This is a genomic window from Pelomonas sp. SE-A7 (assembly GCF_030345705.1).
GTDB lineage: Bacteria > Pseudomonadota > Gammaproteobacteria > Burkholderiales > Burkholderiaceae_C > JAUASW01.
Genome location: NZ_JAUASW010000001.1, coordinates 2,732,919 through 2,757,530, shown reverse-complemented (window position 1 = coordinate 2,757,530; position 24,612 = coordinate 2,732,919). Strand labels below are relative to the sequence as shown.

Annotated in this window: 21 protein-coding genes and 1 tRNA gene; 12 read left to right on the top strand and 10 right to left on the bottom strand. The window is 69.1% G+C overall.

All coding sequences use genetic code 11. From position 1 onward, the window contains the following. Positions 1-8: 8 nt before the first annotated feature. The gene (gene folE / locus QT382_RS12490; protein WP_289254350.1) at positions 9-719 is read right to left on the bottom strand and encodes a GTP cyclohydrolase I; all 711 of its coding nucleotides are present in this window, start codon (positions 717-719) and stop codon (positions 9-11) included. A 134-nt stretch (positions 720-853) separates the two neighbouring features. On the opposite strand from folE, the gene rsmB reads away from it, so the two are divergent. From rsmB to QT382_RS12455, 7 genes are all read left to right on the top strand, one after another. After that, on the top strand, positions 854-2,167 hold the full coding sequence (gene rsmB / locus QT382_RS12485; protein WP_353957270.1) for a 16S rRNA (cytosine(967)-C(5))-methyltransferase RsmB: 1,314 nt from the start codon (positions 854-856) through the stop codon (positions 2,165-2,167). Between the two features lie 15 nt (positions 2,168-2,182). Next, on the top strand, positions 2,183-2,770 hold the full coding sequence (locus tag QT382_RS12480) for a DUF4390 domain-containing protein (RefSeq protein ID WP_289254348.1): 588 nt from the start codon (positions 2,183-2,185) through the stop codon (positions 2,768-2,770). Continuing rightward, complete coding sequence (locus tag QT382_RS12475) at positions 2,767-5,046, top strand: sensor histidine kinase (protein WP_289254347.1); 2,280 nt, start codon at positions 2,767-2,769, stop codon at positions 5,044-5,046. Before QT382_RS12480 ends, QT382_RS12475 begins: the two co-directional genes overlap by 4 nt. Positions 5,047-5,058: 12 nt before the next feature. Further along, the gene (locus tag QT382_RS12470) at positions 5,059-5,766 is read left to right on the top strand and encodes a response regulator (RefSeq protein WP_289254346.1); all 708 of its coding nucleotides are present in this window, start codon (positions 5,059-5,061) and stop codon (positions 5,764-5,766) included. A 98-nt stretch (positions 5,767-5,864) separates the two neighbouring features. Then, positions 5,865-5,940 (top strand) — tRNA-Phe (locus tag QT382_RS12465). Between the two features lie 269 nt (positions 5,941-6,209). After that, the gene (locus tag QT382_RS12460; protein WP_289254345.1) at positions 6,210-6,548 is read left to right on the top strand and encodes a hypothetical protein; all 339 of its coding nucleotides are present in this window, start codon (positions 6,210-6,212) and stop codon (positions 6,546-6,548) included. 176 nt (positions 6,549-6,724) lie between these two features. Continuing rightward, positions 6,725-8,161, top strand: a complete 1,437-nt coding sequence (locus QT382_RS12455) for a hypothetical protein (protein WP_289254344.1) — start codon at positions 6,725-6,727, stop codon at positions 8,159-8,161. Positions 8,162-8,195: 34 nt separating this feature from the next. On the opposite strand, the gene QT382_RS12450 is transcribed toward QT382_RS12455, so the two are convergent. The 6 genes from QT382_RS12450 to QT382_RS12425 form a co-directional block, all read right to left on the bottom strand. Further along, the gene (locus tag QT382_RS12450) at positions 8,196-9,134 is read right to left on the bottom strand and encodes an alpha/beta hydrolase (RefSeq protein ID WP_289254343.1); all 939 of its coding nucleotides are present in this window, start codon (positions 9,132-9,134) and stop codon (positions 8,196-8,198) included. An 88-nt stretch (positions 9,135-9,222) separates the two neighbouring features. Further along, a complete protein-coding gene (locus QT382_RS12445; RefSeq protein ID WP_289254342.1) occupies positions 9,223-9,927 on the bottom strand; it encodes a haloacid dehalogenase type II in 705 nt (234 codons plus the stop codon). Positions 9,928-9,946: 19 nt separating this feature from the next. Then, entirely contained in the window at positions 9,947-12,058 is a 2,112-nt protein-coding gene (gene pbpC / locus QT382_RS12440) for a penicillin-binding protein 1C (protein WP_289254727.1), read from the bottom strand. 5 nt (positions 12,059-12,063) lie between these two features. Further along, positions 12,064-17,766, bottom strand: a complete 5,703-nt coding sequence (locus QT382_RS12435; RefSeq protein WP_289254341.1) for an alpha-2-macroglobulin family protein — start codon at positions 17,764-17,766, stop codon at positions 12,064-12,066. Between the two features lie 87 nt (positions 17,767-17,853). Continuing rightward, a complete protein-coding gene (locus tag QT382_RS12430) occupies positions 17,854-18,504 on the bottom strand; it encodes a hypothetical protein (RefSeq protein WP_289254340.1) in 651 nt (216 codons plus the stop codon). Positions 18,505-18,582: 78 nt separating this feature from the next. Further along, positions 18,583-18,819 carry a hypothetical protein gene (locus QT382_RS12425; RefSeq protein ID WP_289254339.1) on the bottom strand — a complete coding sequence of 79 codons (237 nt, stop codon included), beginning with the start codon at positions 18,817-18,819 and terminating at the stop codon, positions 18,583-18,585. Positions 18,820-18,823: 4 nt separating this feature from the next. Between QT382_RS12425 and QT382_RS12420 the strand changes: the two genes are divergently transcribed. Further along, the gene (locus QT382_RS12420) at positions 18,824-19,132 is read left to right on the top strand and encodes a DUF427 domain-containing protein (protein WP_502929870.1); all 309 of its coding nucleotides are present in this window, start codon (positions 18,824-18,826) and stop codon (positions 19,130-19,132) included. Here QT382_RS12420 and mltA read toward each other — a convergent pair. Further along, entirely contained in the window at positions 19,122-20,255 is a 1,134-nt protein-coding gene (gene mltA, locus QT382_RS12415) for a murein transglycosylase A (protein WP_289254337.1), read from the bottom strand. The genes QT382_RS12420 and mltA overlap by 11 nt on opposite strands. Between mltA and QT382_RS12410 the strand changes: the two genes are divergently transcribed. Then, a complete protein-coding gene (locus QT382_RS12410) occupies positions 20,254-20,385 on the top strand; it encodes a hypothetical protein (protein ID WP_289254336.1) in 132 nt (43 codons plus the stop codon). The two genes, mltA and QT382_RS12410, sit on opposite strands and share 2 nt — an antisense overlap. A 4-nt stretch (positions 20,386-20,389) precedes the next feature. Here the strand turns inward: QT382_RS12410 and tlpB are convergent, their stop codons facing one another. Together tlpB and apaG are read right to left on the bottom strand one after the other, a co-directional pair. Beyond that, positions 20,390-22,393, bottom strand: coding sequence for a transporter-like protein TlpB (gene tlpB, locus QT382_RS12405; protein ID WP_289254335.1), 2,004 nt, complete (start codon positions 22,391-22,393; stop codon positions 20,390-20,392). 17 nt (positions 22,394-22,410) lie between these two features. Continuing rightward, positions 22,411-22,785: a Co2+/Mg2+ efflux facilitator ApaG/CorD gene (gene apaG / locus QT382_RS12400; RefSeq protein WP_289254334.1), complete on the bottom strand. Its 375-nt coding sequence runs from the start codon at positions 22,783-22,785 to the stop codon at positions 22,411-22,413. 47 nt (positions 22,786-22,832) lie between these two features. Here apaG and QT382_RS12395 point away from each other — a divergent pair, with 47 nt between their 5' ends. Genes QT382_RS12395 through QT382_RS12385 form a run of 3 tightly spaced genes read left to right on the top strand, consistent with a single transcriptional unit; the run spans position 22,833 to position 24,610 of the window. Continuing rightward, entirely contained in the window at positions 22,833-23,585 is a 753-nt protein-coding gene (locus QT382_RS12395; RefSeq protein ID WP_289254333.1) for a substrate-binding periplasmic protein, read from the top strand. 6 nt (positions 23,586-23,591) lie between these two features. Beyond that, positions 23,592-23,972, top strand: a complete 381-nt coding sequence (locus QT382_RS12390; protein WP_289254332.1) for a hypothetical protein — start codon at positions 23,592-23,594, stop codon at positions 23,970-23,972. A 20-nt stretch (positions 23,973-23,992) separates the two neighbouring features. Further along, complete coding sequence (locus QT382_RS12385; protein ID WP_289254331.1) at positions 23,993-24,610, top strand: DNA-3-methyladenine glycosylase I; 618 nt, start codon at positions 23,993-23,995, stop codon at positions 24,608-24,610. Positions 24,611-24,612 lie beyond the last annotated feature (2 nt).

Sequence of the window (24,612 nt, the reverse complement as noted above, 5' to 3'; positions counted from 1 at the left end):
ACGACGGTCTATTGCTTGCCGGACAGCAGCGAAAGGAATTCGCGGCGCAGATTGGGGTCCTTCAGGAAGGCCCCGCGCATCACGCTGTTGGTCATCTTGGACTCGCTGTCCTTGACGCCGCGCCAATGCATGCAGAAATGGTCGGCCTCCATCACGATGGCCAGGCCGTCGGGCTGGACCCGCTCCTGCAGCTCGTTGGCCAGCATGGTCACGGCCTCTTCCTGGATCTGCGGCCGGCTCATGATCCAGTCGGTCAGCCGGGCGTACTTGGACAGGCCGATCAGGTTGGAATGCTCGTTGGGCAGCAGGCCTATCCAGACCTTGCCGAGGATGGGGCAGAGGTGGTGCGAGCAGGCGCTGCGCACCTTGATAGGGCCCACGATCATCAGCTCGTTGAGCCGGCTGACATTGGGGAACTCGGTGACCGGCGGCGCCTCGGCATAGCGGCCGGCGAAGACCTCGCGCACGAACATCTTGGCCACGCGCCTGGCGGTCTCCTGGGTGTTGTGGTCGCTCTCGGTGTCAATCACCAGGCTGCGCAGCACGTCCTGCAGCTTGGCTGCCACCTCGGCCTGCAGCTCGTCCAGCTCGCCCTCGCGGATGAAGCCGGCGATGTTGTCGTTGGCATGGTGGCGGCAGCCGGCACCGACCAGGCGGTAGCGGATGCGCTCGGAGGCGCTCAGGCCGGAGGGCGTGTCGTCTGCGGTAGCGCCGGTCATGGGGGAGGTCTTGTCAGTCATGATGCAGCGGCGATTGTGGCTGCTTGCGCCGCATCCCGCCCAGGAGACTAGGGAATGACCCCTACACTGCGGCCGTGTCCGCCCCCGCCTCCTCCCCCTCCCTTGCCCCGCCGTTGCAGCGCCTCCTGAACCAGGTGGCCGATGCCGTCCAGGGCGTACGCGCCGGCCAGTCGCTGAACGAGCTGCTGGCCCGCTGCCCGGCCGAGCTGCGGCCCGGCACGCAGGCGCTGAGCTTCCATGTGCTGCGCCACCTGGGCGGGGCCGAGGCGGTGCGCAAGCTGCTGGCGCCCAAGGCGCCGCCGGCCAAGGTCGATGCCCTGCTGCTGAGCGCCCTGGCCCTGCTGTGGCCGGTGGCCGAACCGGCCTATGCCGACCACACGGTGGTGGACCAGGCGGTCTCGGCCATGCGCAAGCGCTCGGGCCAATCGGCCGGCTTTCTCAATGCGGTGCTTAGGCGCTTCCTGCGCGAGCGCGAGGCCCTGGTGGCCCAGGCCGGGCGCGACCCGGCGGCCGCCTTCAACCACCCGGCCTGGTGGCTCAAGCGCCTGCAGGCCGACTGGCCGGAGCAGTGGCAGGCCATCCTGGCCGCCAACAATCGCCAGCCGCCCATGAGCCTGCGGGTCCATGCTGGCCGGGGCTCGGCCGAGGACTATCTGAAGCGCCTGGCCGAGGCTGGGCTGGCGGGCCGGGCCCTGGGCCCGCGCGCCACGCAGGCCGTGGTGCTGGATCGGCCGGCGCCGGTCTCGCAGCTGCCCGGCTTTGCGCAGGGCGACGTTTCGGTGCAGGACGTGGCGGCCCAACTGGCCGCGCCGCTGCTGCTGGCGGATCGCGCCGGCTTGCCGCCCCTGCCGGCCAAGCCGCGCTTGCTGGACGCCTGCTCGGCCCCCGGCGGCAAGACCTCGCATCTGCTGGAGCTCAGCCCCGCGGCCGAGTTGCTGGCCCTGGATGCCGATGCGGATCGGCTGGCGCGCGTGAAGGACAACCTGGCCCGCCTCTCCCAGCAGGCCGAGCTGAAGGCGGCGGACGGCCGCCAGACCGAAGCCTGGTGGGATGGCCGGCCCTTCGACGCCATCCTGCTCGATGCGCCCTGCAGCGCCTCGGGCATCGTGCGCCGCCATCCCGATGTGCGCTGGCTGCGCCGCGCCGGCGACATCGCCCAGCTGGCGGCGATCCAGTCGGAATTGCTGGACGCGCTCTGGCCCTTGCTCAAGCCGGGAGGAAGGCTGGTTTACGCCACCTGTTCGGTCTTTAGGGCCGAAGGCCAGGACCAGGTCGATGCATTTTTGCAACGCCACCCCGACGCCCGGGCGGTTCCGGTGGACGGCTTCACAGGTCACCTGCTGCCCCTCGCTGACAATGAAGACCAGCCGGGCGGGCCCTCGACGATCGATGGTTTCTTCTACGCCTTGCTGACCAAGCAACCCTAGAGAGCCAGACCGATCTTGCGCCGGCGTACGTTTGTCACCGCTGCCTGCTCCGCTGTCGCCGCCACCCTGATGGGCCTGGCGGCGCCGGCCCTGGCCGATGGCATCGAGCTGGCCAGTCTGAAGACCGAAAAGGCCGAGGAGGCCCTGGAACTGAGCTACAGCGCCCGCTTCGAGCTGCCCCGCTCGGTCGAAGAGGCGCTGATGAAGGGCGTGCCCATCTATTTCAGCGCCGAAGCCACCGTGTTCCGCAACCGCTGGTACTGGCGCGACGCCCGAGTGGCCCGCGTCACCCGCAGCTGGCGGCTGACCTGGCAGGCGCTGACCCGGCAGTACCGGCTCAGCACCGGCGGCCTGAACCAGAGCTTCTCCACGCTGACCGAGGCCCTGGCCACGGTGCGCGGGGTGGCCGGCTGGCGCGTGGCCGAGCTGCGCGAGCTTGAAGACGACGGCCGCTACTACCTGGAGTTCAGCTTCAAGCTCGACACCAGCCAGCTGCCCAAGCCCATGCAGATCGGCTTGGGCCTGCCCCAGGGCTGGAACCTGGGCGTCGAGCGGACCCTGGGCTTCAACGCCGACTTCACGCTGCGCCAGAGCACGCCATGACCCGTGCCGCTCGATGGGCCTGGGTCATCTCGCTGGTGACCATCACCGGCATCTGCGGTGTGCTGGCCTTCATGCTGTCGATTGGCGCGACCACGCCGCGCGGCTTCTTCGAGCGCCACTACGCCTGGCTGTTCTGGGTCAACGTGGCCGTGGCCGTGGTGCTGGTCACCGTGATCGGCGTGGCGGCGGTGCGGCTGTTCCTGCGGGTGCGCAGCGGCAAGTTCGGCAGCCGCCTGCTGCTCAAGCTGGCCGGCATCTTCGCCCTGGTGGGCGTGGTGCCGGGGCTGATGATCTACACCGTGTCCTACCAGTACGTGAACCGCAGCATCGACAGCTGGTTCGACGTGCGCCTGGCCAGCGCGCTGCAGTCGGGCCTGGAGCTGGGTGCCACCACGCTGGAAGGCATGGGCACGGAGCTGGGCGACAAGGTACGCGATGCGGCCGAACGCCTTGCCGACACCAATTTCTCGCAGCAGGTGCTGGCGCTGGAGCGCATCCGCGAACAGATGCGGGTGCGCACCCTGGCCCTGGTGGGCGCCAATGGTCAGATCCTGGCGGCCGTGGGCGGCGATGCCGGCACCCTGCTGCCCGAGCGGCCCGATGCGGCCCTGCTGCGCCGGGCCAAGAGCGAGGAGGTCGCCGTCAGCAAGCCCGAGGGCCTGGACGACGACAACGCGGTGCTGCAGGGCAAGGTCTATGTGCGTGCCCTGGCCTTCCTGCATGGCAGCGAACGCAGCCTGGGCGTGAGCAGCAGTTCCGAGCGCTACCTGATGGCGGTGCAGCGCCTGCCCACGGCCACCGTGGCCAATGCACTGGCGGTGCAGACCGCCCGTGGCGAATACGAGCAGCGCGCGCTGGAGAGCGGCGGCCTGCGCCGGGTCTACCTCGGCACGCTGACGCTGGTGCTGATCCTGGCGCTGTTCGCGGCCCTGCTGCTGGCGGTCACGCTCGGCAACCAGCTGGCCCGGCCGCTGCTGCTGCTGGCCGATGGCGTGCATCAGGTGGCCCAGGGCGACCTCTCGGCCAAGGCCGTGCTGAACACCCGCGACGAACTCGGCGGCCTGACCCGCGCCTTTGCCGACATGACCGAGCAGCTGGCCGAGGCCCGGGCCATGGTGGAGCGCGGCGTGGCCCAGCTGGAAAGCGCCCGCACCAATCTGCAGACCATCCTCGACAACCTGACCGCCGGCGTCATCGTGTTCGACGCCGACGGCAAGCTGGACACGGTCAACCCGGGTGCCACGCGCATCCTGCGCCAGCCCCTGTTCGCCTACCGTGGCCGCCGCATGAGCGACCTGCCGGCGCTGCAGGGCTTCGCCCAGTCGGTCGCCCAGCGCTTCGATGCACTGCGGGCCAATCCGGAAGACGGCGAGCGCGGCCAGTGGCAGGACTCCTTCGAGCTGCAGCTGGAGAGCGGCGAGATCCTGACGCTGCTGGTGCGCGGCGCGACGCTGCCGCACGAGGCGCGGCTGATGGTGTTCGACGACATCAGCGAGGTGGTCTCGGCCCAGCGCTCGGCCGCATGGAGCGAGGTGGCGCGGCGCCTGGCGCACGAGATCAAGAACCCGCTGACGCCTATCCAGCTCTCTGCCGAACGGCTGCAGCACAAGCTCGAGGCCAAGCTCGAAGGCACGGACCAGGCCATGCTGGTGCGCTCGGTCGGCACCATCGTCAACCAGGTGCAGGCGATGAAGCAGCTGGTCAACGAATTCCGTGACTACGCCCGGCTGCCGGCCGCCCAGCTCAAGCCGCTGGACCTGAATGCGCTGGTGGGCGAGGTGCTGATGCTCTATGGCCCGGCCCAGGAGTCGGGGCTGCTGCAAACCGATCTGGACCCGGACCCGCCGCAGATCATGGGTGATGCAACCCAGCTGCGCCAGGTGATACACAACCTGGTGCAGAACGCGCTGGACGCGGTCAGCGAGCGACCCGACGGCCATGTTCTGCTGCGCACGCAGAAGTCCTTCAACGACCAAGGTGGCATCCGCGCGCTGCGGCTGCAGCTGATCGACAACGGCCCGGGCTTCGCCGACAAGGTGCTCAAGCGCGCCTTCGAACCCTATGTGACGACCAAGACCAAGGGCACTGGGCTGGGCCTCGCGGTGGTCAAGAAGATCGCCGATGAACATGGCGCCCGCATCCGGCTTTCCAACGTCCACAAGGACGGGGACGAGGCCCAGGCGACGGTGGGCGCGCAAGTTTCGTTATCATTTTCAAATCTTGCGACTGCCGCACAGGGCCCCGCCGATCCCGGCGCGGCGACGCAGCCCCGCTAGAACTAGGCATCCATGGCAACTATTCTCGTAGTCGACGACGAACTGGGCATCCGCGCCCTCCTGTCCGAAATCCTCACCGACGAGGGTCACACCGTCGAGCTGGCCGAGAACGCCGCCCAGGCCCGCGCCCAGCGCGAAAAGGGCCGACCCGACCTCGTCCTGCTCGATATCTGGATGCCCGATGTGGACGGCATTACGCTGCTGAAGGAGTGGGGCAGCAGCGGCCAGCTCTCGATGCCGGTGATCATGATGAGCGGCCACGGCACCATAGACACGGCGGTCGAGGCCACCAAGTTCGGTGCCATCGCCTTCCTGGAAAAGCCGATCACGCTGCAGAAGCTGCTGCGTGCGGTGGAGCAGGCCCTGGTCAAGACCGCCCCGCGGCCGGCGCCTCCGCTGGGCGCTGCCAATCACAACCCATACGTCCGCCCCGAGATGAACGCCATGCCCATGAGCCTGCCGGTCTCGGGCAACAGCCTGCCGCTGGCCACGCTGCCGCCGGCCGGCCTGGCCTCGGAGCAGAGCTTCGAGCTCGACCGCCCGCTGCGCGAGGCACGCGACGCCTTCGAGAAGAGCTACTTCGAGTTCCACCTGGCCAAGGAAAACGGCTCCATGACCCGCGTGGCCGAAAAGACCGGCCTGGAGCGCACCCACCTGTACCGCAAGCTCAAGCAACTGGGTGTCGACCTCTCGCGCAACAAGCGCGGCGGCGGACTCTGATGTTGGCGCCGGCATTGGCCCGGCGGAATCCAGAAAATCCTGTGCTATAGTCGCGGTCTTCGCAAAACGGGCCCCGGCTCGAAAGGCGCAAGACACAAGGCCTGGTAGCTCAGTTGGTAGAGCAGCGGATTGAAAATCCGCGTGTCGGTGGTTCGATTCCGCCCCAGGCCACCAAGATTCGAGTCCTTGCCACTCAAGGACTCAGCCCAAGCGGCGACCTCCCCAAGAGGTCGCCGTTTTGCTTTGCGTGATCGGTTTCTGCGATCTTCCGGCAGGTGCCGCCTCGACGGGACTTGGTCCGACGTGGAACTGGCGGATCGCTCAATGATGCAGCGCCAACATCGCCGTGGTAGGTCAGCCGACCACGCCGCTTCTTGTGGAGGACCACGATGAAAGTGATGAAGACTGCCAGCGCTTCAATCTGTCTGTGCCTCGCTTCCCTCATGTCGGGTTGCGCAAGCCCGCCGCTTGCGACCCAGGTCGCAGCCACGGATCACGGGGCCTTCCCCGACCAGCACGAGGCCATCGTCAAGGGCTATTACCAGCGCGCGCTCCAGGATCGCGGCCAGGCCTTCTACGGCGAGATCAGCGAGCCGCGCAAGTACTCGGTCGACAGCACCAGCGAAGGCGCCACCCACGGTTACCTGGTGTGCGTGGCCTTGGCGGCGAGGAACACCAATGGCAACTACGACGGCTACAAGACCTATGGCCTCTTGATCAGGAACGGCGCCGTCGTTCATGCCGCCCGCTATGGTGTCTTCTACGCCAAGGAAATTTGCTAGGCCTTATTGGCACACAGAGGGCTCGCCATAGTGCCCTGCGGCCGACTCGCCGGTCGGCAAGGGAAATGACGAACTTGACGAAGGAGAGTGCTTCAGTAGCATTCGCCGGTCCGGCAGCGCAGTTCCATCACTGATCGGCAAAGGGATTGCGCGGCGAGTTCGTGGAGAAACTCTGCATGAGCAAGTTCGTAGTCGCGGCTATTGCCTGTATCTGCGGATCGACGGCTGTCGCTGGCGCGCTCACGCTGCCCACCACGCCGACCAGGTTTGCGATTGAATCGCTGATCGGGACCACCGACGTCACGCTGCCCACGGTCCGGTATCAAATGGGAGTTGCGCGGACCACGGCCCAGGACTTCACCGTGATCGTCAAGCCGACCACCGGCGCTACGTTCACCACGACCAGTTGCACCGCCGCTCTGCCGACCATCACCCTCGGCGGTGCCGCAACAGGCGCGTTCACGCCTACCATCAAGCGCTCCAGCGCGACCGAGTGCGCCTATGAAATCGACGTGACGACGGCCTTTTCGTCGCCCGCCGGAGCTGACGTCGTGTCGCTGAACTTTCCTGGCTTGGTGCTGGATACCCATACTCTGAATATCGAGGGCAACACCGCCGGTGTGACTATTGGCTTGTGGGACCTTGGCGAAACTGCCCGCATTGACAATTCGAGTGATGCGAGCGCGTCCGTTGCCGTGTCGGGCATGGCACTGACACTTACTTTCACTGCCGACAACGCCACCATCATTGACGTCAACAATGCCAACGGCCCGTTGTTTGGGTTCGTGGCCGGCGGCGCGGCGCCAGCCGACACGGCTTCAGTGGCCGCCGCCAAGTTCACAGTAAACAACAACACGGGTGGCCTGCCATACAAGAAGCCGGATGGCACGACCAACTGGGAGTTCACCGTTGACGGCACGGCAATCAACGTGACGCTAGAGGGCAACCTGCTGCAGTTGCACGCCACAGCGCCCGTTGCCGTGATTCCCGCTGTCGGCGCAGCACCAGAGGTGACGATCACCGCCATAGCTGGACTGCCTTGGTATGCAAGTTTTGCCTTGCTGCCCTCAAACTTCAACGCCGCCAACACGGCGCAGGACGTGACTGTGACGATGACCGCGGCCGGCAACGCCTCAATGGGCACGGGCCGCAGTTTCCTTATGACTGCCATTGGCGATGTCATCACCGGTGCCGATGAAAATCTGCTGCAAAACCGAAATAGGGGCTGGTGGTTCTGGAATTCCAACGGCATGCAGCTGATGTCGCCGTACTTTTCAACCGACCCGAGCGCCGGTGTCGTCAGTCGCTTCTTCCTTCAGAATTTGGGCCCAGCCACCACTTACAGCACACTTTGTCAGGCCGATCCTGGCGAAGTGCCAACTGGTTCATTTGCATTCGCCGGCACGCTGCCTCAAGGCCTGCTGGTGCTCGACCCCAGGGACATCTGCGTCTTTCCCAATGGTGTTCGCGGCTCTGTGACGTTCTATTTCCGCGCCGCAGCCGCCAACATCAAGGGCGTCTACGGCCTGAGCCTGAACGGCGGCACCACCAGCTTCCTGCCGATGCAGCGCCCCAACGGCAACAACAACACGTCGAACGGCAGTTCGTTCTGAGCCGGCCTTGGCAGGGTCTTGCGGCCCTGCCCGCCTAGCGCACCGCCCGCCTCAAAAAGCCCACCAGATAGTCCACCAAGCTCTCGCTCAGCGGCAGGCTGGGGTCGGCATAGGCCTTGAGGTCGCTGGCGGTGGCGGTCTTCAGTACGTGGTTCATGCCCGGAATGATCTTGAGTTCGGCGGCCGGCAGCGCCTGGGCCAGGCGCCTGGCGTCCTGGTCGACGCTGACCTGGATGTCGGTCTCGCCCTGCACGATGGCGACGGGCAGGCGCAGCTTGGCGATCTCGCGGGCCGGATCGACCTTGAACCAGGAGATCAGATAGGGCTGGACCGAGGCGCGGTACAGCGGCGCCAGCGGCCCTGGCACCTCGGCCACGGTCTCGCCGGCTGTCAGGGCCTGCAGGATGCGCTCGTTCTGCTCGGCCAGTGGTGGCGTCAAGCGGGTCTGGAGCTGGGCGCGCAGCACGGTGGCGGCATCGCGGCCGGCGCCTGCCAGCGAGACATACGCGTCGATGCGGGTCTGCTGGGCTGCCAGCAAACCGAGTGCGGCACCCTCGCTGTGGCCGATCACGGCGACCTGGCGGAAGCCCTGCTCGCGTCTCAGCCAGTCCGCCCAGGCGGCGGCATCCTCGGCGAAATGCTCGAAGCGCAGCTGGCTCTCGTCCAGCGGGCCCGTGGCGCTGGCGGCAATGCCGCGCTTGTCGTAGCGCAGGCTGGCAAAGCCGGCACGGGCCAGGCTCTCTGCCAGCAGGCGCAGGCTGTTGTTCTTGCCGGGCAGGGCGGGGCTGTTGCCATCGCGGTCTGTCGGGCCCGAGCCCGAGATCAGGAGCACGACCAGCGGACTGGCTTCTTGACCTGCAGGCGGCCGCAACAGCGTGCCTTGCAGCATGGCGCCCGGGCGCTCCAGGCTGGCGGGCGATTCGAGCGACTCGGGCTCGGCGGCCCTGGTGGCCGGAGCCGACAGCAGTGGCATCAACAGAAGGGCGGGGATCGTCAGGCCCAGTAGGCGTCGGCTAGACAGCACGATAGGTTCTCCAAGCAAGAAACTGAGGTCAGGCGGCTCACAGCTGGGAAGCCAGGTCGCGAAGATCGGCCGCCGTGTAGTCAACCGCCACCGTCGGGGCCGACTCGCCGCGGCCGGGGCCCGCCTCGTCGGGCCGCGCCACATGGGCGGTCCTGAGTCCAGCCGCAGAGGCCGCCTCCAGATCCGAGGAATGCGCCGCCACCATCATCACCTGCTCGCGATGCAGGTCCAGCGCCGCCACTGCGTGCAGGTAGACCGCAGCCTTGGGCTTGTAGTCGCGCGCCAGCTCGGCGCCGAGGATGGCGTCCCAGTGCCAGCCGTTGCGGCGCGCCAGGTCGACCATCAGCGAGATATTGCCGTTGGAGCAGGGCGCGATCAGGAAATGCCGGCGCAGCGCCTGCAGGCCGGGGCCCACGTCGGGCCAGGCGTCCAGTCGATGCCAGGCCAGGTTGAGCTGCTGGCGCGTGGATTCGTCCAGGCCTTCCAGGCTGAGCCGTTCCAGCACGATGTCCAGGTTGCGGCGGTGCAGACGGTCCAGCTTCTGGAAGGCAAGCCGGCCGCTGCGCACTTCTTCCATGGCGCCCTGGTATTCGCCGCGCCAGGCGTCGGCGAAGCCCTCCCAGTCCAGCTCATGGCCCAGCGGCTGCAGCAGCTGTCGCGCCTCGCGGGCGATGCTGCTGCGCCAGTCCACCAGGGTGCCGAAGACGTCGAAGATCAGCGCGCGTATTGGTGCTTGGCTCATGCGAATCGCTCCTTGTCGTTCAGCGACGGGGCGGTGCCAGGCTGGCGCCGCGCACCTCGAAGGCCACCGTCTGCAAGACCTGGCCCCGGGTGTCCAGCAGGGCCAGCTGGTGGCGGCCGGGCATGGGCGCCCAGCGCATCTTGGTGCCACGGCCCAGCAGCTTGCCATCGAGTTTCCACTGGCCGGCCTCGCCTTCGAACACGATGCGCTGCGCGGCCGGCGGAATGTCGGGGTCCAGGGCGTAGATGGCGCCGTCGCGCGGATTGGCGATGCCGCGCAGCGGCTGCTCGGCCGGCGCAACCCGGGCCAGCTCGGTACCGCGGACGAACCATTCCTGGCGCGCCGGCTCGGCCTGCGCGCCCTCGAAGCGCACCAGCTGCTGCGACAGCAGACCGGCCGGTGGCTGCGGCGCGCGGGAGACCCGCTCGCGCTGCAGCTCGCGCATCAGCCGGGCCCAGACCGGTGCCGCGCCGCTGACACCCGAGACCTGGTGCATGGCCTCGCCGCCGGCATTGCCGACCCAGACGCCCACCGTGTAGCGGTCGCTGAAACCCAGGCACCAGTTGTCCCGCATGTCCTTGCTGGTGCCGGTCTTGACCGCGGCCCAGCCGCCGGTGGCCAGCAGACTGTCCAGGCCGAAGGTGAGGGCGCGGGCGTTGTTGTCGGCCAGGATGTCGCTGACCACGAAGCTGCTGGCGGCATCGGCCACACGGCGCGCCGGCATCACAGCGCTGCCCGGCAGCCGCACCGGGCGGTAGAGGCCGCCGTTGGCCAGCGCGCGGTAGGCGTTGGCAAGCCTGATCAGGCTGACCTCGGCGCTGCCCAGGGCCAGCGAGGCGCCGTAGTAGCTGCCGCCTTGCGGCAGGTCCAGGCCCAAGGCATTGAGCCGCGCGGCCAGCGGGTCGGCGCCCAGCATCGCGCCCACGCGCACGGCCGGGATGTTGAGGCTGTTGCCCAGGGCGGCCCGGGTCGAGACCCAGCCGCGGTAGCCGCGGTCGTAGTTCTGCGGCAGGTAGAGGCCAGCGGCGGTGCTGATCTGGGCCGGTGAATCGTCCAGCAGGCTGGCCGCGGTGATCAGCTTCTTCTCCAGCGCCAGCTGGTAGACGAAGGGCTTGAGCGTGGAGCCCGGCTGGCGGCGGGCCAGCACGCCATCGACCTCGGCCGCGTTCGACAGTTCGGCGCCGCTGGAGCCGACCCAGGCCAATATCTCGCCGCTGGCGTTGTCCAGCACCACGACGGCGCCGTCCTCGACATTGCGGCCCTGCAGCTCCAGCAGCTGCTGGCGCAGGGTCTGCAGGGCGAGGCGCTGCAGGCCGGCGTCCAGCGTGCTGCGCTGCTCGTTGGGTCCGTCCGGCTTGAGCGCGAGGCGGGCGTAGTGCGGCGCCAGCTGTTCGCCGGGCAGCGGTGGCGGCCGGCGGGCAAAGGCTGCGGCGGCCTGCAGCTCCAGGCCGGGGCAGTCGCTTGTCTTCTTCGCCTGCTGCTGGGCCAGCAGGGCGCAGGCACGTTGCGAGACGGCCGCCACCTTGGCGTTCGGTGCCCGCAGCAGCGAGGCCAGCAGGGCGGATTCGCGGGCATCCAGCGCGGCCGGGCTCTTGTCGAACAACAGCCGCGCCGCGGCCGGCACGCCGACCAGTTCGCCGCGCAGCGGCACGCGGTTCAGGTAGGCCTCGAGGATCTGCGCCTTGCTCCAGCTTCGCTCCAACTGCTGGGCGATGACGGCCTGGCCCAGCTTCTGCATCGCGCTGCGGCCCTGGCGCGGGCGGGCCAGCCCCTGGTCGATCAGGCCGGCCAGCTGCATGGTCAGCGTGGAGGCGCCGCGGGTGCGCTCGTTCCACAGATTGCCCCAGGCGCTGGCGGCGACCGCGCCCCAGTCCACGCCGCTGTGTTCGTAGAAATGCTTGTCCTCGCTGAGCAGCAGTGCATGCAGCAGGGCCGGCGAATAGTGCTGCAGCGGCACCCAGGCCAGCGTGCGGTGCTGCTTGTCCAGGCGCAGCGTCTGCAGGGGCTGGCCGTGGCGGTCCAGCAATTGCAGATCGGAGACCCGATGCGCGCCACGCACCTGCTCGAAGCTGGGCAGGGCGGCCGAGGCTTGACCCGCGGCCAGGGCCAGCGTCAGCAGCGCGTCGCGCAGGGGCTTCAAGGCGCGACCTCCAGCGCGGCGTTCGGGAACTCGCCGAAGCGGTCCGGCGCATACAGGGCTTCGACTCGCGTCACCGGCAGTTGGAAGCGGCCGGCGCTGTTCAGCCGTATCGTGTACTCGACCACATGCCGGCCGCGCGGCAGGTAGGCGTAATAGGCGCGCCAGGCCTCGAAGGCGCGCTCCTCGTAGGCCAGCCAGCCGCTGCCCTCGCGTTTCTCGCCCTGCGTTGCCATGGCGGAGTCGCGGCCCGAGCCGGTGCCCAGGTGGCTGGCGCCGGCCGGCACCGGGTCGTTGACGACGACCCAGCTCATGTCGGCCGCGGCCTCGATCTCGAGCCGCACCCGCATCAGGTCACCGCGACTCCAGCTCCCCTTGGTCTTCTGTTCGACGGCCTGCACGCTGCGCGTGATGCGGTAGCCGGCATTCAGCGGCGCGGTGACGGGGATGGCGGCCAGGCTCTGTATCGTCAGCCAGGGCTTGCCCGTGCCTTCCTGCTTCAGCTGCAGCGGCGCCGCCTGCTCCGGCCAGGCCAGCATCAGCGAGCCGCCGTCGGGCTGCTTGTTCCAGTCGAAAGCGCGCTGTTGCGAGCCCAGTGCTGCCAGGCTGCGGCCGGTGGTCTTGGCCGATTCGAAGCGGGCCGAGAACTTCTCCAGCGCCAGCACGCCCCAGAGATTGGCCACCGTGGTGGACCAGGCACCGCGCTGCTGGCGTGCCAGATTGCCCTGCACCAGGCGCGGCAGCTCGGTCTTCCAGGCCGGGTCGTCCAGCACCGCGAGTATCAGGCGCGAGGCATTGGCGTCCGGGCTTTCCATCAGCCACCACCAGGCGTCGCCGTCCTCGTTGACGAAGCGCAGCGTCGAGCCGGCGTAGTTGATGCGGCTGCGCAGCTGGGCCTGCGCTTCGGCCACTTTTGCCTCGCGCTGTGCCAGGTCCGGCAGGCGGCGGACCAGGTTGAGCCAGTCGATCAGGGTGGCGGTGGACCAGCTGTTGATGCGGCCGGCGTCCACCGTGGCCAGCAGGGCCGGCTTGGCGCGGCCGTAACGGGCCAGCGCTTCCAGCGCGGCGATGCGGCGCGCATCCTCGTCGACCCGCGGCGACCAGAAGCGGCGCTGGATGCGGCCCTCGACGAAGCCCGCCAGGCCGTCCAGCATGCGCTGCCTGGAAGCCTCTGGCAGGGGGCGGCCCGACTCGTGGGCCACGGCCAGCAGGTGGGCGGTCAGGCGGTCGCTGCCATGGGGTTCCCGGCTCGCATCGGGCGGGAAGTAGTTGGCCAGGCCGTCGCTGTCGAGGTAGGTGGGCAGCTTGGCCATCAGCGCCTGCCAGGCAGCGTCGTCATGCAGGGCCAGGGCCTTGGAGCTCTGCTGTTCCAGGCAGGTGTAGGGATAGGTCTCGAAGTAGCGCCTCAGGCCGGGCAGGGCACCCGACAGCCGCGGCTGCAGGCCAATCTGCAGGCCGCCGCGCTTGATGCCGTTGGAGGCCAACGCGTCGGCCGGCGCGGCGACCGGAATGCTCAGCGGCGCATCGAGCTGCTGCAGCGTGTTCTGCAGCACCCGCACCGGCACGGCGGTCTGCACCAGCTGGCTGAGCTTGATCCTGTCCTTCGCTGCACCGCCCTGCTCGACGGCCTCGCCCTCCCAGGCGATGCTGAAGGCACCGGCCGGCACCTCGACCGGCCAGCTCAGCTCGCGCGCCGCGCCGGCCGCGAGGCTCATTTCCTGCGTCGGCAGGTTCAGCGGGCTGCGCGCGATCTCGCCGTTGGCGGCATTGCTGTTGGCCGTGCCCTTGAGTGCGACCTTGAGCTTCATCTCGCGGCTGCTGGCGTTGCGGACCGTGATCTGGGCCTGCAGCTTGTCGCCCTCGCGCACCAGCGGCGGCAGGCCCGACAGCATTTGCAGGTCCTGGCTGACCCGCACCACGGCATGGCCGCTGCCGAAACGCTGGCTGCCGGCATCGGCCACGGCCACCAGGCGGAAGCTGGTCAGCGAGTCGTTCAGCGGCACCTCGATCTGGGCCTCGCCCTTGGCATCGAGGCGGATCTGCGGCTTCCAGAGCAGCAGCGTGTCGAACAGCTCGCGCGCCGACTTGCCGCCGCCGCCGCCCGCGGCGATGGCCTTGCGGCCGTAGTGGCGCCGGCCGACGATCTCGCCCTGGGCGGTCGAGGTCTCGACGCTCAGGGAGCGGTTGCGCAGCATGGCAGGTAGCAGGTCCCAGCTCGAGTTGTCGCGCAGGGCCAGCAGACCTTCGTCCACAGCGGCGAAGGCCAGCTCGGCCTCGGGCACCGGTTTGCCGTCCTGCGTGACCTTGATCCTGGCCTTGACCACCTGGCGCACGCCGTACTGCGGCTGGTCGCTGATCACCTCGACCTTGAGCGCATGGCGCGCCAGGCCCACCTCGAAGGCGGCGATGCCCAGCTTGTGGGCCGGCTTGCCCAGGTCGACCATGGCGGTCGGCGGCTGGTAGTCGCCGGAGGCGCGCCAGTCGCGCCACCACTGCGCCGGGCTGCGCCAGCCCCAGGTGAAGAAGGAATACCAGGGCACGTCGCGGATGCGGCCGCGCAGGGCCAGCACGCTGACGTAGACATTGGGCGACCAGTCGCGCGCCACCGGCAGCTCGATCACCGGATCGCGGCCGCGCAGCGTCATGAGCTTGGTTTCGACAATGCCTTCGCGTTCGATGGCCACCAGGGCCGTGGCCTCGCGGAAGGGCATGCGCACTTGCAGCCGCGCGGTCTCGCCGGGTTCGTAGCGCTTCTTCTCGGGGATCAGGTCGATGCGGTCGTCGTTGTCCTGGGCGAACCAGAGCTCGCCCTGGCGCGTCACCCAGATCGAGCTGGCGGCCTCGCTGGCATGGCCTTCGGCGTCCTGGGCGCGGGCGATCAGCTCCACCTGGCCCGGCGTGGTCAGCTTGGTTTCGCAGCTCAGCCGGCCCTGGGCATCGGTGCTGCCCGAGCAGAGCTCGCCCAGCTCCTTGAGCTCCAGCTTGTTGTCATAGGCATAGAAGCCGCCGACCATGCGCTTGCGGCTGGACAGCCATTGCTGCTGGCGCGCCCGCACGACGATCTTCTGGCCGGCCAGCGGCTTGCCGTCGAGATTCAGCGCCAAGGCCTGGAAGCGGAGCTGGTCGCCATTGCCGACCCAACTGGTGGCGCGCAGGCCGGTGATCACGCGGGCCGGCCACAGCGGCAGGCGGCGCGATACGGTCTGCTGCTCGCCGTTGGGGTCGCTGTAGCCAAGCTCGACCAGCAGCTCGCTGGGCCGCTGGATTGACGGCAGCTTGGCAATCGTCAGCTGCGCGGCGCCCTGGGCATCGGTGACGGCAGTCTGCTTGTCCACCACCAGTTTCGCTTCCCGCTGGCTGGCGTCGGGCTCATCGCCTTCGTCATCCATGCGGCGTTCGCTGCGCGGTGGCTCGAACGTGAAATCCTCGTAGCCGGCAAAGCCGCCTTCGCGTGGCCGCAGCAGGGCGCTGAGCTTGAGTGGCGCGCGGGCCATGGGGCCGCCGGCCATGAAGTTCAGCTGGGCGCCGAGCTTGATCTCCTTGGGCGCGGCGGGCAGCTGGGCCGGCGGGTTGAGCCGCGCATCGACCAGCGGCACGCGGAACTCCTCGACCCGGAAGCCGCCGCTGACCCAGCTGTGGTCGCCGCTGCCGCGCAGCTCGATGCGGTAGGTCCCCAGCTTGGCGGCCGGCGGTATCTGCCACTGGCTGGCGGCAAAGCGGCCCTGGCCCTGCCAGCTCAGCGGTTGCTCGTATTCCTCGCCGCTGCCTTCATGCGTGATGCGGAGCCTGGTGGGCAACTGCTCGGGCTTGGCCAGGGCCAGGCCCTGGCCGGTCTCCAGGCGGAAGAAATGCTTCATCGAGACCGTCTCGCCGGCGCGCAGCAGCGGGCGGTCGAGCACGCTGTGGGCCCGCACGCGGTCCTCGCCCCAGAAGGCGGTTGGCACATTGAAGCGCCAGCTCTCTATGCCGCGCTGCCAGCTGGTGAACAAAAAGGCCAGCTCGCCGCCGGCGCGGGCCGTGACGAACAGGCCCTGGTCGGCCGGGCACTGGTTGTCCCAGCCCCGATGCGGCAGGGACTGGGCTATGCGGGCCAGGCCCTGGGCATCGCTGCGGCCGCGCCAGACCGGCGTGCCATGGCAGTCCATCACGGCGATGTCGGCATTGGGGACGGGCTGGGCGCGGTCCAGCGTGGTCACCCAGGCCAGGCTGCTCTCGCGGCCCAGCTTGAAGTGCAGGCCCAGGTTGGTGACCAGCACGCTGGTGCGCACATACATGGGCGCGGCCGGCTCCAGCAGCGAATCGCCGAGGCGCTGCGAGCGCAGCTCCAGCACATGGAAGCCCGGCTCGGCGACCGGCACCCCAATGACTTCGAAGGGACGTGGGTCGCCGCCCTGCAGCTTGGGCAGGTCCAGGCGCCGGGCGGACTTGGCCTCCAGCATCGGCGCCTTGCGGCTCTCGTACTCGCGCTGGTCCAGCTTGCGGATACGGGCATAGGCCTTGAGCAGCTCGGCGTCGCTGCTGTCGAAGCGCTGCATCAGCAACTGGCCGCCCGGGGCGCCGGGACGCAGGTCGCCCTGCACATGGCGCAGCGTCAGCGGCACCAGGGCCGGGCCCTCGGCCTCGCGCTCGATGATGCCGAAGGTCCCGGCCGCGAACTTGGCGATGGGCGGGGCCACGCCGGTGCGCACGGTCAGCGGGAACATCGAGGCATTGGAGAGCGGCCGGCCCGAGGCGTCCTTGAGGCCGGCCGGCAGGATCAGCTGGAAGCTGGTGTTGTCCGGCAGCGGCGTGGGGAAGCTCAGGCGCTGCAGTTCGTCGCGGGACTCTTCGTCCTTGGGCGCCAGCGCGGCAATCTCGGCACCGCCGCCGGCCGGCTTCAGCCGCGCCTTCAGGGCCAGTGCGCGGTTCACCGGTTCGCTGAAGGACAGCGTCATCGGCAGGATGGGCATGCAGGGCGCGTCGGCCCGCTCGCGCTGGCAGCTGAAGTCGGCGATCAGCGGCTTGCGCACCTCGTACTGCAGCCGCTGCTCGGCACGGGTCTGCACCGCAGGATTGAGCGCGGCGGCAATGCCGCGGCCCCAGATGATGCGGATCTTGGCGCCGCTGGGCAGCGGGCGCTGGCAGGCCAGCAGCAGCCATTCGCCCTGGCGCGCTTGGGCGCCGTACAGGCGCTGGGTCTTGAGCGCCGCATCGCGAGCCGCGGCGCTCTGCACTTGCGCCGGAATGCGTTCGCCAATGCCCTCGGCCTCGCACCAGATCCTGCCCGGCAGGCTGGCCGGGTCGGGCGCGCCGCTGACGCGCAGCAGGAACTGCTGATCCTCCTCGATGCGGTCGCCGTTCCAGGGCCGCGAATCCAGCAGCTGGGGAGCGCCCAGCTGGAAACGGAACTCGCGTGGGCCGCTCCAGTCCGGCCCGCTCTTGAAATCAGGCTTGAGCGCGATCCGGCAGGCGGCGCCGGCCGGCAGCGGCTGGTTCAGCTCGAACAGCCATTCGCGCTCGCTGGCCCAGCGGCCGCTGCCCTTGGCCTCGACTGCGCCTTCGCAGCGCAGCTCGGCCGGATCGGCCTGGCGCAGGTCGCCCAGCGGCACGACCGCCTCCGTGAACTGCAGCCGCAGCTGCGTGGCCTGGGCCACCTCGCCGCTGGGACTGGCCGTGCTGACCGACACCGCCTGCGCGGCGCCCGTGGCCAGCAAGGCGGCCATGGCGAGCCAGCCTCTGATGCCGGCCCTGTTCTGCTCTTGATTCATCCGACTCTCCCCGGGATCGGGAGAGTCTAGGGCCTGCCTATGTCAGTCCGGCATCCAGAGCAGGGCCAGCGACAGGCCGGCGCGCAGGCTGGCTTCGCGCAGCGCGGTATCGGCTTTGGGCAGATGCAGCCGGCCCGCGGTCGTGTCTATGGCGGCTTGCGGCTTGCCGTCCTGCGCCAGCAGATAGCCGCTGGGCGTGCTGAGCGGCATCATGGTGCCGCTCAGCCGGTAGACGGCCAGCACCTGGAACTTGCGGCCGTCCTGCAGCGCCAGCTCGCCCATGGGCATGGGCTCCATGCGCGGTGCCGGCGGGTCGGTCAGGGTCAGCGAGGCCTGCGGGCTCAGCTCGCAGCGGATCTGCATGGGCTTGGTCGCCGTGACGCCCAGCAGCTTGATCTCGTGCCGGCTCAGCGAGCAGCGGCTCTCGCCCTCACCCAGCGTGTAGCGCAGCGCGGACTTGTCCTTGGCATAGACGTCGAACAGGTCCAGCCGGCTGGCGCTGCGCTCGTAGCGCAGCAGGCGGCCGTCGATCTGCAGCTCGCCCTTGCGCCAGCCGCCCAGCTTGCCGAGCGGCAGCGGCTCGGTGGCGTCGAGCAGGTCCTGCGGCAGCAGGGTCGAGGCGGGTTTGACCACGCCGGCGCAGCCGGCCAGCAGGGCAGCACTCAGGGCCAGCAGGGGAATCGTGTACTTCATGGCTTGGGGCGGTTGGAGGAGCGGCGATTCTGCGGATCGGTGCGGCGGCTCCCGGTGGTCATGCATGACTTGTGGCTCTCAGGCCTGCATGAGGTCGATCAGCTCCTTGACGAACTCCAGCGCCTCCTCCGGCGTGGCGAAGTAGTACTCGCCGCCAAGGTCGGCGATGTCGCCGTCGGGCCCGCGGTGCACCACCGACCAGCCCTCGGCCCCGCCGCCTATGGCCAGGATGCCGAAGGCGCCGGGCGCCAGTTCGCGGGCGGTGCCGGCGGTGACGAAGATGTCCTTGCCCTGGTGGCAGTGGTAACGTTTCAACTCTTTGGATCCGGCAAGAAAGAAGCGGCAAAAAATGAAGGCAATCTGGAACGGCGTCGTGATCGCCGAAAGCGCAGACACCGTCGTGGTCGATGGCGACCACTACTTCCCCGCCGAGTCGCTGAACAAGAACTACCTCAGCTTCAGCAACCACCGCTCCAGCAGCTGGAAGGGCCAGGCGCATTATCAGAGCCTGTTCGTCAACGGGGAGCTGAACCCGGACGCGGTCTGGAGCTACCCCGAGCCCACTGAAGCCGCCGCCGAGCTCAAGGGCCGCGTGGCCTTCTGGAAGGGCGTCCAGGTCATCGACTGACTGGAACGCCTCGGGGCCACAATGCCCAGTAGCGCAGCGGCTGCTTGATCTTCATCGCCGCCGCTTCGGCTTCGCTGCCCCAGCCAGTGAAGAAGTCGGCCCGCACCGCGCCGACGATGCCGCCTCCGGTGTCTTGCGCCATCACCAATCGGCGCGTGCCGGCATCGCCGCCGTCCATCCACAGGGCCGTGCCGTAGGGGATGGAGTTCTTGTCCACGGCCACCGAACGGCCCGGCGTCAGCGGTACGCCCTGGGCGCCGCGGGGACCGATACCGGCGTCGCGCAAGGGCTCCTCGCGGAAGAACACATAGCGGGCATTGGCCCACATCAGCTCGTTCAGCCGCTGCGGATTGCGCCTGGCCCAGTCGCGCACCGCGGACCGCGGCGCGGCCGGTCCGTCATTCCACTCACCGATCAGCACCAGCGAGCGGCCGAGCGGCGTCAAGGGCTGGTCGTTGTGGCCGGCAAAGGCCAGGCGCAGCCAGACCGGCTCGGTGCCTTCGGCATCGACCAGGCGGGCCCGGCCCGAGCCCTGCAGCTGCAGGATCTGCAGGTCGATGGCGTCTTCCAGGTAGACCAGGGTCTTGTAGCGCGAGGGCTCGCTCTCGATCTGCTGGCGCGTGAGGTAGGGCCGGCGCTGCATCAGGTCGGCTGGCGCGGCCAGCACCGGCACGGTGAAGCGCGCGTCCTTCTGGCGCCGCACCTGCAGCTCGGGCTCGAAGTAGCCGGTCAGTTGGCCCTGCGGCTCGCCGTCCAGACTCTCTATGCGCCAGGGCCGCAGCTCGCTCATCAGCCAGGCGGCGGTGGCCAGGTCGTCGCCGGCTTCGGCCAGCAGGGCGCGGGCGCAGACGGCCGACCAGCCGGCCGCGGGCTTTTCGCAGGAGCGCAAGAGCGCCGGCCACAGCTCGGAGGCGCGGTCGCTGCCCCAGCCGGGCAGCTCGGCCCAGTCGGACTCGACCCAGCGCGAGCGCTCGCGCAGCTGGACCGGGCGGTCGTTGCTTGCCACCGGTATCGGCGATTTCGGGATGGGCGGGAGCACCACCGGCGAGGAAGCGCAGCCGGCCAGCAGACCTAGAATGGCCGCCGCCATCCACCAAGCGTCGTAGCGCGTCTTTTTCTTCATGGGTATCGTCTTGCTGGAAGCGCTGGGCGCGCTGCTGCTGCTGGTCTTCATCGTCTGGTGGACCATGTTCTCGGGCCGCAAGGGCGGCGAACGACGCGACGAGAGCGACGACAGCAACGACAAGCCCTGAGCCATCACTCGCCCTTGGGCGGCAGGAAGAAGCTGCGCGGATCCTCGCGCAGCCGGCGCCAGATCGCGGCCTGCACCCGCGAGCGGTCGGCCACCTGGATGCCGCGGGCGCGCAGCGCCACCAGCAGGGCCAGCGCAAAGCTGACGCCCAGGTTCAAGAGGCCTATGAAGGCAATGGTCGGCAGGCACCACCAGAAGGCCGGCGTCCTGAAGATCTCCAGGCCCAGGGCACCGACGGCAGCGGTCAACTGTCCGGTGGAAAGCGTCACGTGCCGCACCTCGATGGGCAGGCCGAAGAAGGCGCAGAACACCGGCACCAGGCCCAGCATCAGGCCCAGCGAGACATTGGCCGCCAGGCCCGAGATATTGGACCGCCACCAGGCGGCCCAGCGCTGGGCCCGCGCGGCACCGAGCCGGGCGATGAAGCGCGGGTTCCAGGCGATGGCGCTGTCCAGCCGGTAGAACACGAACCAGTTCTCGACCCAGCCGGCGATCAGGCTGGCCAGGAACAGCAGCACGCCGGTGAAGGCGGCGAACAGCACCGAAGGCCCCAGCAGCTGCAGCGAATGCAGCACATAGGCCGCGTCCTTGGGCCCCACGGCCGGATGGCCGACCAGGCCCCAGGCCAGCCACTGCACGAGCAGCACCACCGGAATCACCGCCAGCAGATTGCCGGCGATGCCGGCGAACTGCGAGCGCAGCAGATGGGCCACCTCGTCGACAAAGCCCTGCAGGCCCTCGTCGCTGGCGATGTCGCGCAGCTTGTGGGCCATGGCCGGCGCCGTCATGGCCGGCTGCTTGGTGGCCACGGTCCAGTGCATCAGGTGGATCAGCACGAAGCTCAGCGCGTAGTTGGTGCCGGCGGCGAAGCCGGCCCAGAAGGCCGACAGCGTCAGCGCACCGAGAGCGAACTTGGCCAGCGTGGTGCCGCCTATCACCGCACCGCCGGCGGCCGCGCGGCGCAGCATGTCGCGGTACTCGTGCGCATCGCGGGTGATGTAGTGCTCGCCGGTCTCGGCGCTGCGCTCGGCCACCTTGCGGGCCAGCAGCGCGTAGTGGCGCGAGAACAGCGTGCGCAAGCTGCGCCGCTCGTGGACCACGCGCACCAGGCCGGCCACTAGCTTCAGGGTCTCGGCCGCCGGCGCCTCGGCCACCAGCAGGTCCAGCAGGGCCTCGATGCGGCGACAGCGTTCGATCAGCTGCTCGACCTCGAACATCAGGTCCACCGACACGCCCCAGGCCTCCAGGTGCTCGGGCACGCTGGCGGCCGCGGCGCGGCAGGCATCGAGCAGCACGCGCAGGTATTGAAGGGCCGGCAGCAGCGCCGCTCGGTCCTGGGCACGCAATGCCTCGGCGACTTTTTCCGCGGCAGCCGCGAGTTGAGCAAACGGTTGATGGGCCAGCAGCTCGGCGCTCATGCGCAGGCGCAGCGGCCCCGAGAGACCGGCCGCGCGCACCGCGCTGACGAGGATGGTCAGCGCCTGCAGCAGGGCTTCGCGGCCGTTGTCCAGGCGCGCGGCTTCGGCGAACAGCCTGCCCAGGCGTTCCAGCAGCGGCGCCTCCATGGCGAGCAGCCATTGCTCGTCCTCGGCTTCGGGGAACAGCAGGCCGAACAGCTCGCCCAGCTCGCGGGTCTCGACCGTGCCCGGCAGCAGGCGCAGCCGCACCCGGAGGCCGACCTCGCTCCACAGCGCCATCCGCGAAGCAAAGCCCACGTCGGCGAACAGGCCCACGGCATCAAGCTCCCGCCAGGTGGCGGCCAGCAGGGCCGAGACCTGCGCGGCATGCTCGGGATGGCGGTCCAGCACATTGAGCAGATGCGTCAGGCGCAGCAGCGGCAGCGGGCGTGAGCCGTCGGGGCGGGGCAGGCCATCGCCGCTGGCCTTCAGCGGCGCGTGGCGCAGCCATTCGAGCAACCGGGCCAGCCACAGATTGCGGCCCGCGAGCGAGGCCTTGGGGTCGGCCGCATTGAGCAGCGCGGTCAGGTCCCAGGCGCCTTGTCCTGCCATCCTGTGCGCGCCCCGGCTCAGTGCAGGCTGGCGCTGTCGGCCAGCAGGAACTCGGGCACCTCGGCCCAGAAGATCTCGGCCTGCTCGGTCACGCAGAGGTAGCGGCCCTTCATGCTGCCCTGCGGCGTGGCCAGCTGGGCCCAGCTGCTGTACTGGAACTGCTCGCCCGGCTGCAGGAAGGGCTGGTGGCCGACCACCGCCAGGCCGCGCACCTGCTGGACCTGGCCTTCGGTGTCGACGATGTCCCATTCACGGGCGATCAGCTGGGCGGCCACGTCGCCGCTGTTGCTGATGGTGATGGTGTAGCTGAAGGCCCAGCGGCCCTGCTCGGAGTCGGTGTGCTCGGGCAGCGGCTTGACCGTGACCGTGCAGCTGAATTCAGGGGACGACATCGGCCCATTCTAGGGTGCGGCTTTCAAAGCCCCGGTATGCTCGCGCCGTGTCGTACCGCCTGCTGTTCTCCCTCTTCGTGGCAGCCCTTCCGATGATGGGCGCGGACCTGCATGCCCAGGTGCTGCGAACCGTCCAGCAGAGCAATTCGCTGGCCAAGTATTCGCCGCAGGACAAGGCCCGGCCGGGCATCTGCATGGAGATCCTGCGGGCGGTGGAGCAACAGGATCCGGGCCTGCGCTTCAGCGGCCTGGACCAGCAGGTGCCGTTGCGCCGAGTCGAGCTGATGCTGGGCCAGGGCGAGGTCGATGTGTTTTTCTGCCTGCTGCGATCCGCCCAGCGCGAGAAGCAGTGGCGTTATCTGCCGGTGCCGCTGTACCGCATCCAGCATGTGGTGGCCATGCGCCACGGCCCGGGCCCGGAGCCGCGCGAGCTGTCCGACCTGGTGGCGGCCAGCCGCCGCAAGCCGGTGGTCGTGACCCGCGGCACGGTGCTCGCGGCCTCGCTGCTGGAGGCCGGCGTACAGCTGGCCGAGGCGGCGTCCGACCACGAGGCCCTGCAGATGCTGATGCTGGGCCGCACCGACATGGTCTACGGCCAGGACCTGAACCTGCTGCGCAACATCCGCGAGTCGGGCCTGCAGGACAAGGTGCGTGTGGCCTCCACCGTGTTCAATGCCGAGAACCAGTACCTGGCCGTGGCCAACCAGGTGCCGGTCGAGACCGAGCAGCGCCTGCTGCTGGCGCTGACCAAGCTCTATGGCGACGGCCGGCTCAAGGCGATCAGCGAGCGCTACCGCTAGTCCGCGATGAAGGGCCGCCGCCTCACCTGGCTTGACCGGCTGAAAGCCTTCTGGCGCGCGCTGGCGCCGGGCCTGCATGACATCGAATGCACGACCGTGGCGCTGGACGAATGGCGCACCGAGCTGCGCTGGCGTGCGGCACCGCTGGTGTTCGACCGGCGTAGCAAGACGATCTGGGAGCGGCGCCGCCTGGTCGCCCGCTACGCCCAGGTGCAGGCGGTCGAGATCGAGCATCTGCGCGGCGACGATGCGCCCGACCATTGGCGGGTCAGCCTGGTGCACGAGAAAGGCCGCCTGCGGCTCGGCATGAGCCGCGACGATGCCGAGGCTTCGCTGGCGGCAGCGCGGGCCTCGGAACTCTGCGATGCGAAAGTGCGGCTGCGCTGAATGATGAGAAAGAACGGAGCATGAGCCTCAACGACAAGCTGTTCCATGCGCCCGGCGAGGCGCCCCGCTGCCACTGGTGCGCCGCCGCGGCCGACTGGCGGCCCTACCTGGACTACCACGACCGCGAATGGGGTTTCCCGGTGGCCGACGACCAGCGTCTGTTCGAGAAGCTGTGCCTGGAAGGCTTTCAGTCCGGCCTGTCGTGGCGGACCATCCTGGCCAAGCGCGAGGCCTTCCGCCAGGCCTTTGCCAGCTTCGATTTCAGGAAGGTGGCGCGCTTCGGTGAGGCCGATGTGGAGCGGCTGCTGCAGGACGCCGGCATCGTCCGCCACCGCGGCAAGATCGAAGCGGCGATCAACAATGCGCAGCGCGCGCTGGAGCTGGTCAAGGACGAGGGCTCGCTGGCCCGCTATCTGTGGCGCTTCGAGCCGCCGGCCACGGCGGATGTGCTGGGCCAGACCGAGACCGCGGCCTCCAGGGCCCTGTCCAAGGACTTGAAGAAGCGCGGCTGGAAGTTCGTCGGGCCGACCACCATGCATGCCTTCATGCAGTCCATGGGCATGGTCAATGACCATGCGGCCGGCTGCCGGGCCCGCGCCGAGGTCGAGACCGCTTTGCGCAAATTCAAGCGCCCATAAAA

Excerpts from the sequence above, each read along its gene's own strand:
- folE (WP_289254350.1), bottom strand. The coding sequence starts at position 719 with ATGACCGGCGCTACCGCAGACGACACGCCCTCCGGCCTGAGCGCCTCC.
- QT382_RS12475 (WP_289254347.1), top strand. The coding sequence starts at position 2,767 with ATGACCCGTGCCGCTCGATGGGCCTGGGTCATCTCGCTGGTGACCATC.
- QT382_RS12470 (WP_289254346.1), top strand. The coding sequence starts at position 5,059 with ATGGCAACTATTCTCGTAGTCGACGACGAACTGGGCATCCGCGCCCTC.
- QT382_RS12460 (WP_289254345.1), top strand. The coding sequence starts at position 6,210 with ATGTCGGGTTGCGCAAGCCCGCCGCTTGCGACCCAGGTCGCAGCCACG.
- QT382_RS12455 (WP_289254344.1), top strand. The coding sequence starts at position 6,725 with ATGAGCAAGTTCGTAGTCGCGGCTATTGCCTGTATCTGCGGATCGACG.
- QT382_RS12450 (WP_289254343.1), bottom strand. The coding sequence starts at position 9,134 with ATGCCACTGCTGTCGGCTCCGGCCACCAGGGCCGCCGAGCCCGAGTCG.
- QT382_RS12445 (WP_289254342.1), bottom strand. The coding sequence starts at position 9,927 with ATGAGCCAAGCACCAATACGCGCGCTGATCTTCGACGTCTTCGGCACC.
- QT382_RS12435 (WP_289254341.1), bottom strand. The coding sequence starts at position 17,766 with ATGGCCGCCTTGCTGGCCACGGGCGCCGCGCAGGCGGTGTCGGTCAGC.
- QT382_RS12430 (WP_289254340.1), bottom strand. The coding sequence starts at position 18,504 with ATGAAGTACACGATTCCCCTGCTGGCCCTGAGTGCTGCCCTGCTGGCC.
- QT382_RS12410 (WP_289254336.1), top strand. The coding sequence starts at position 20,254 with ATGGGTATCGTCTTGCTGGAAGCGCTGGGCGCGCTGCTGCTGCTGGTC.
- mltA (WP_289254337.1), bottom strand. The coding sequence starts at position 20,255 with ATGAAGAAAAAGACGCGCTACGACGCTTGGTGGATGGCGGCGGCCATT.
- tlpB (WP_289254335.1), bottom strand. The coding sequence starts at position 22,393 with ATGGCAGGACAAGGCGCCTGGGACCTGACCGCGCTGCTCAATGCGGCC.
- apaG (WP_289254334.1), bottom strand. The coding sequence starts at position 22,785 with ATGTCGTCCCCTGAATTCAGCTGCACGGTCACGGTCAAGCCGCTGCCC.
- QT382_RS12390 (WP_289254332.1), top strand. The coding sequence starts at position 23,592 with ATGAAGGGCCGCCGCCTCACCTGGCTTGACCGGCTGAAAGCCTTCTGG.
- QT382_RS12385 (WP_289254331.1), top strand. The coding sequence starts at position 23,993 with ATGAGCCTCAACGACAAGCTGTTCCATGCGCCCGGCGAGGCGCCCCGC.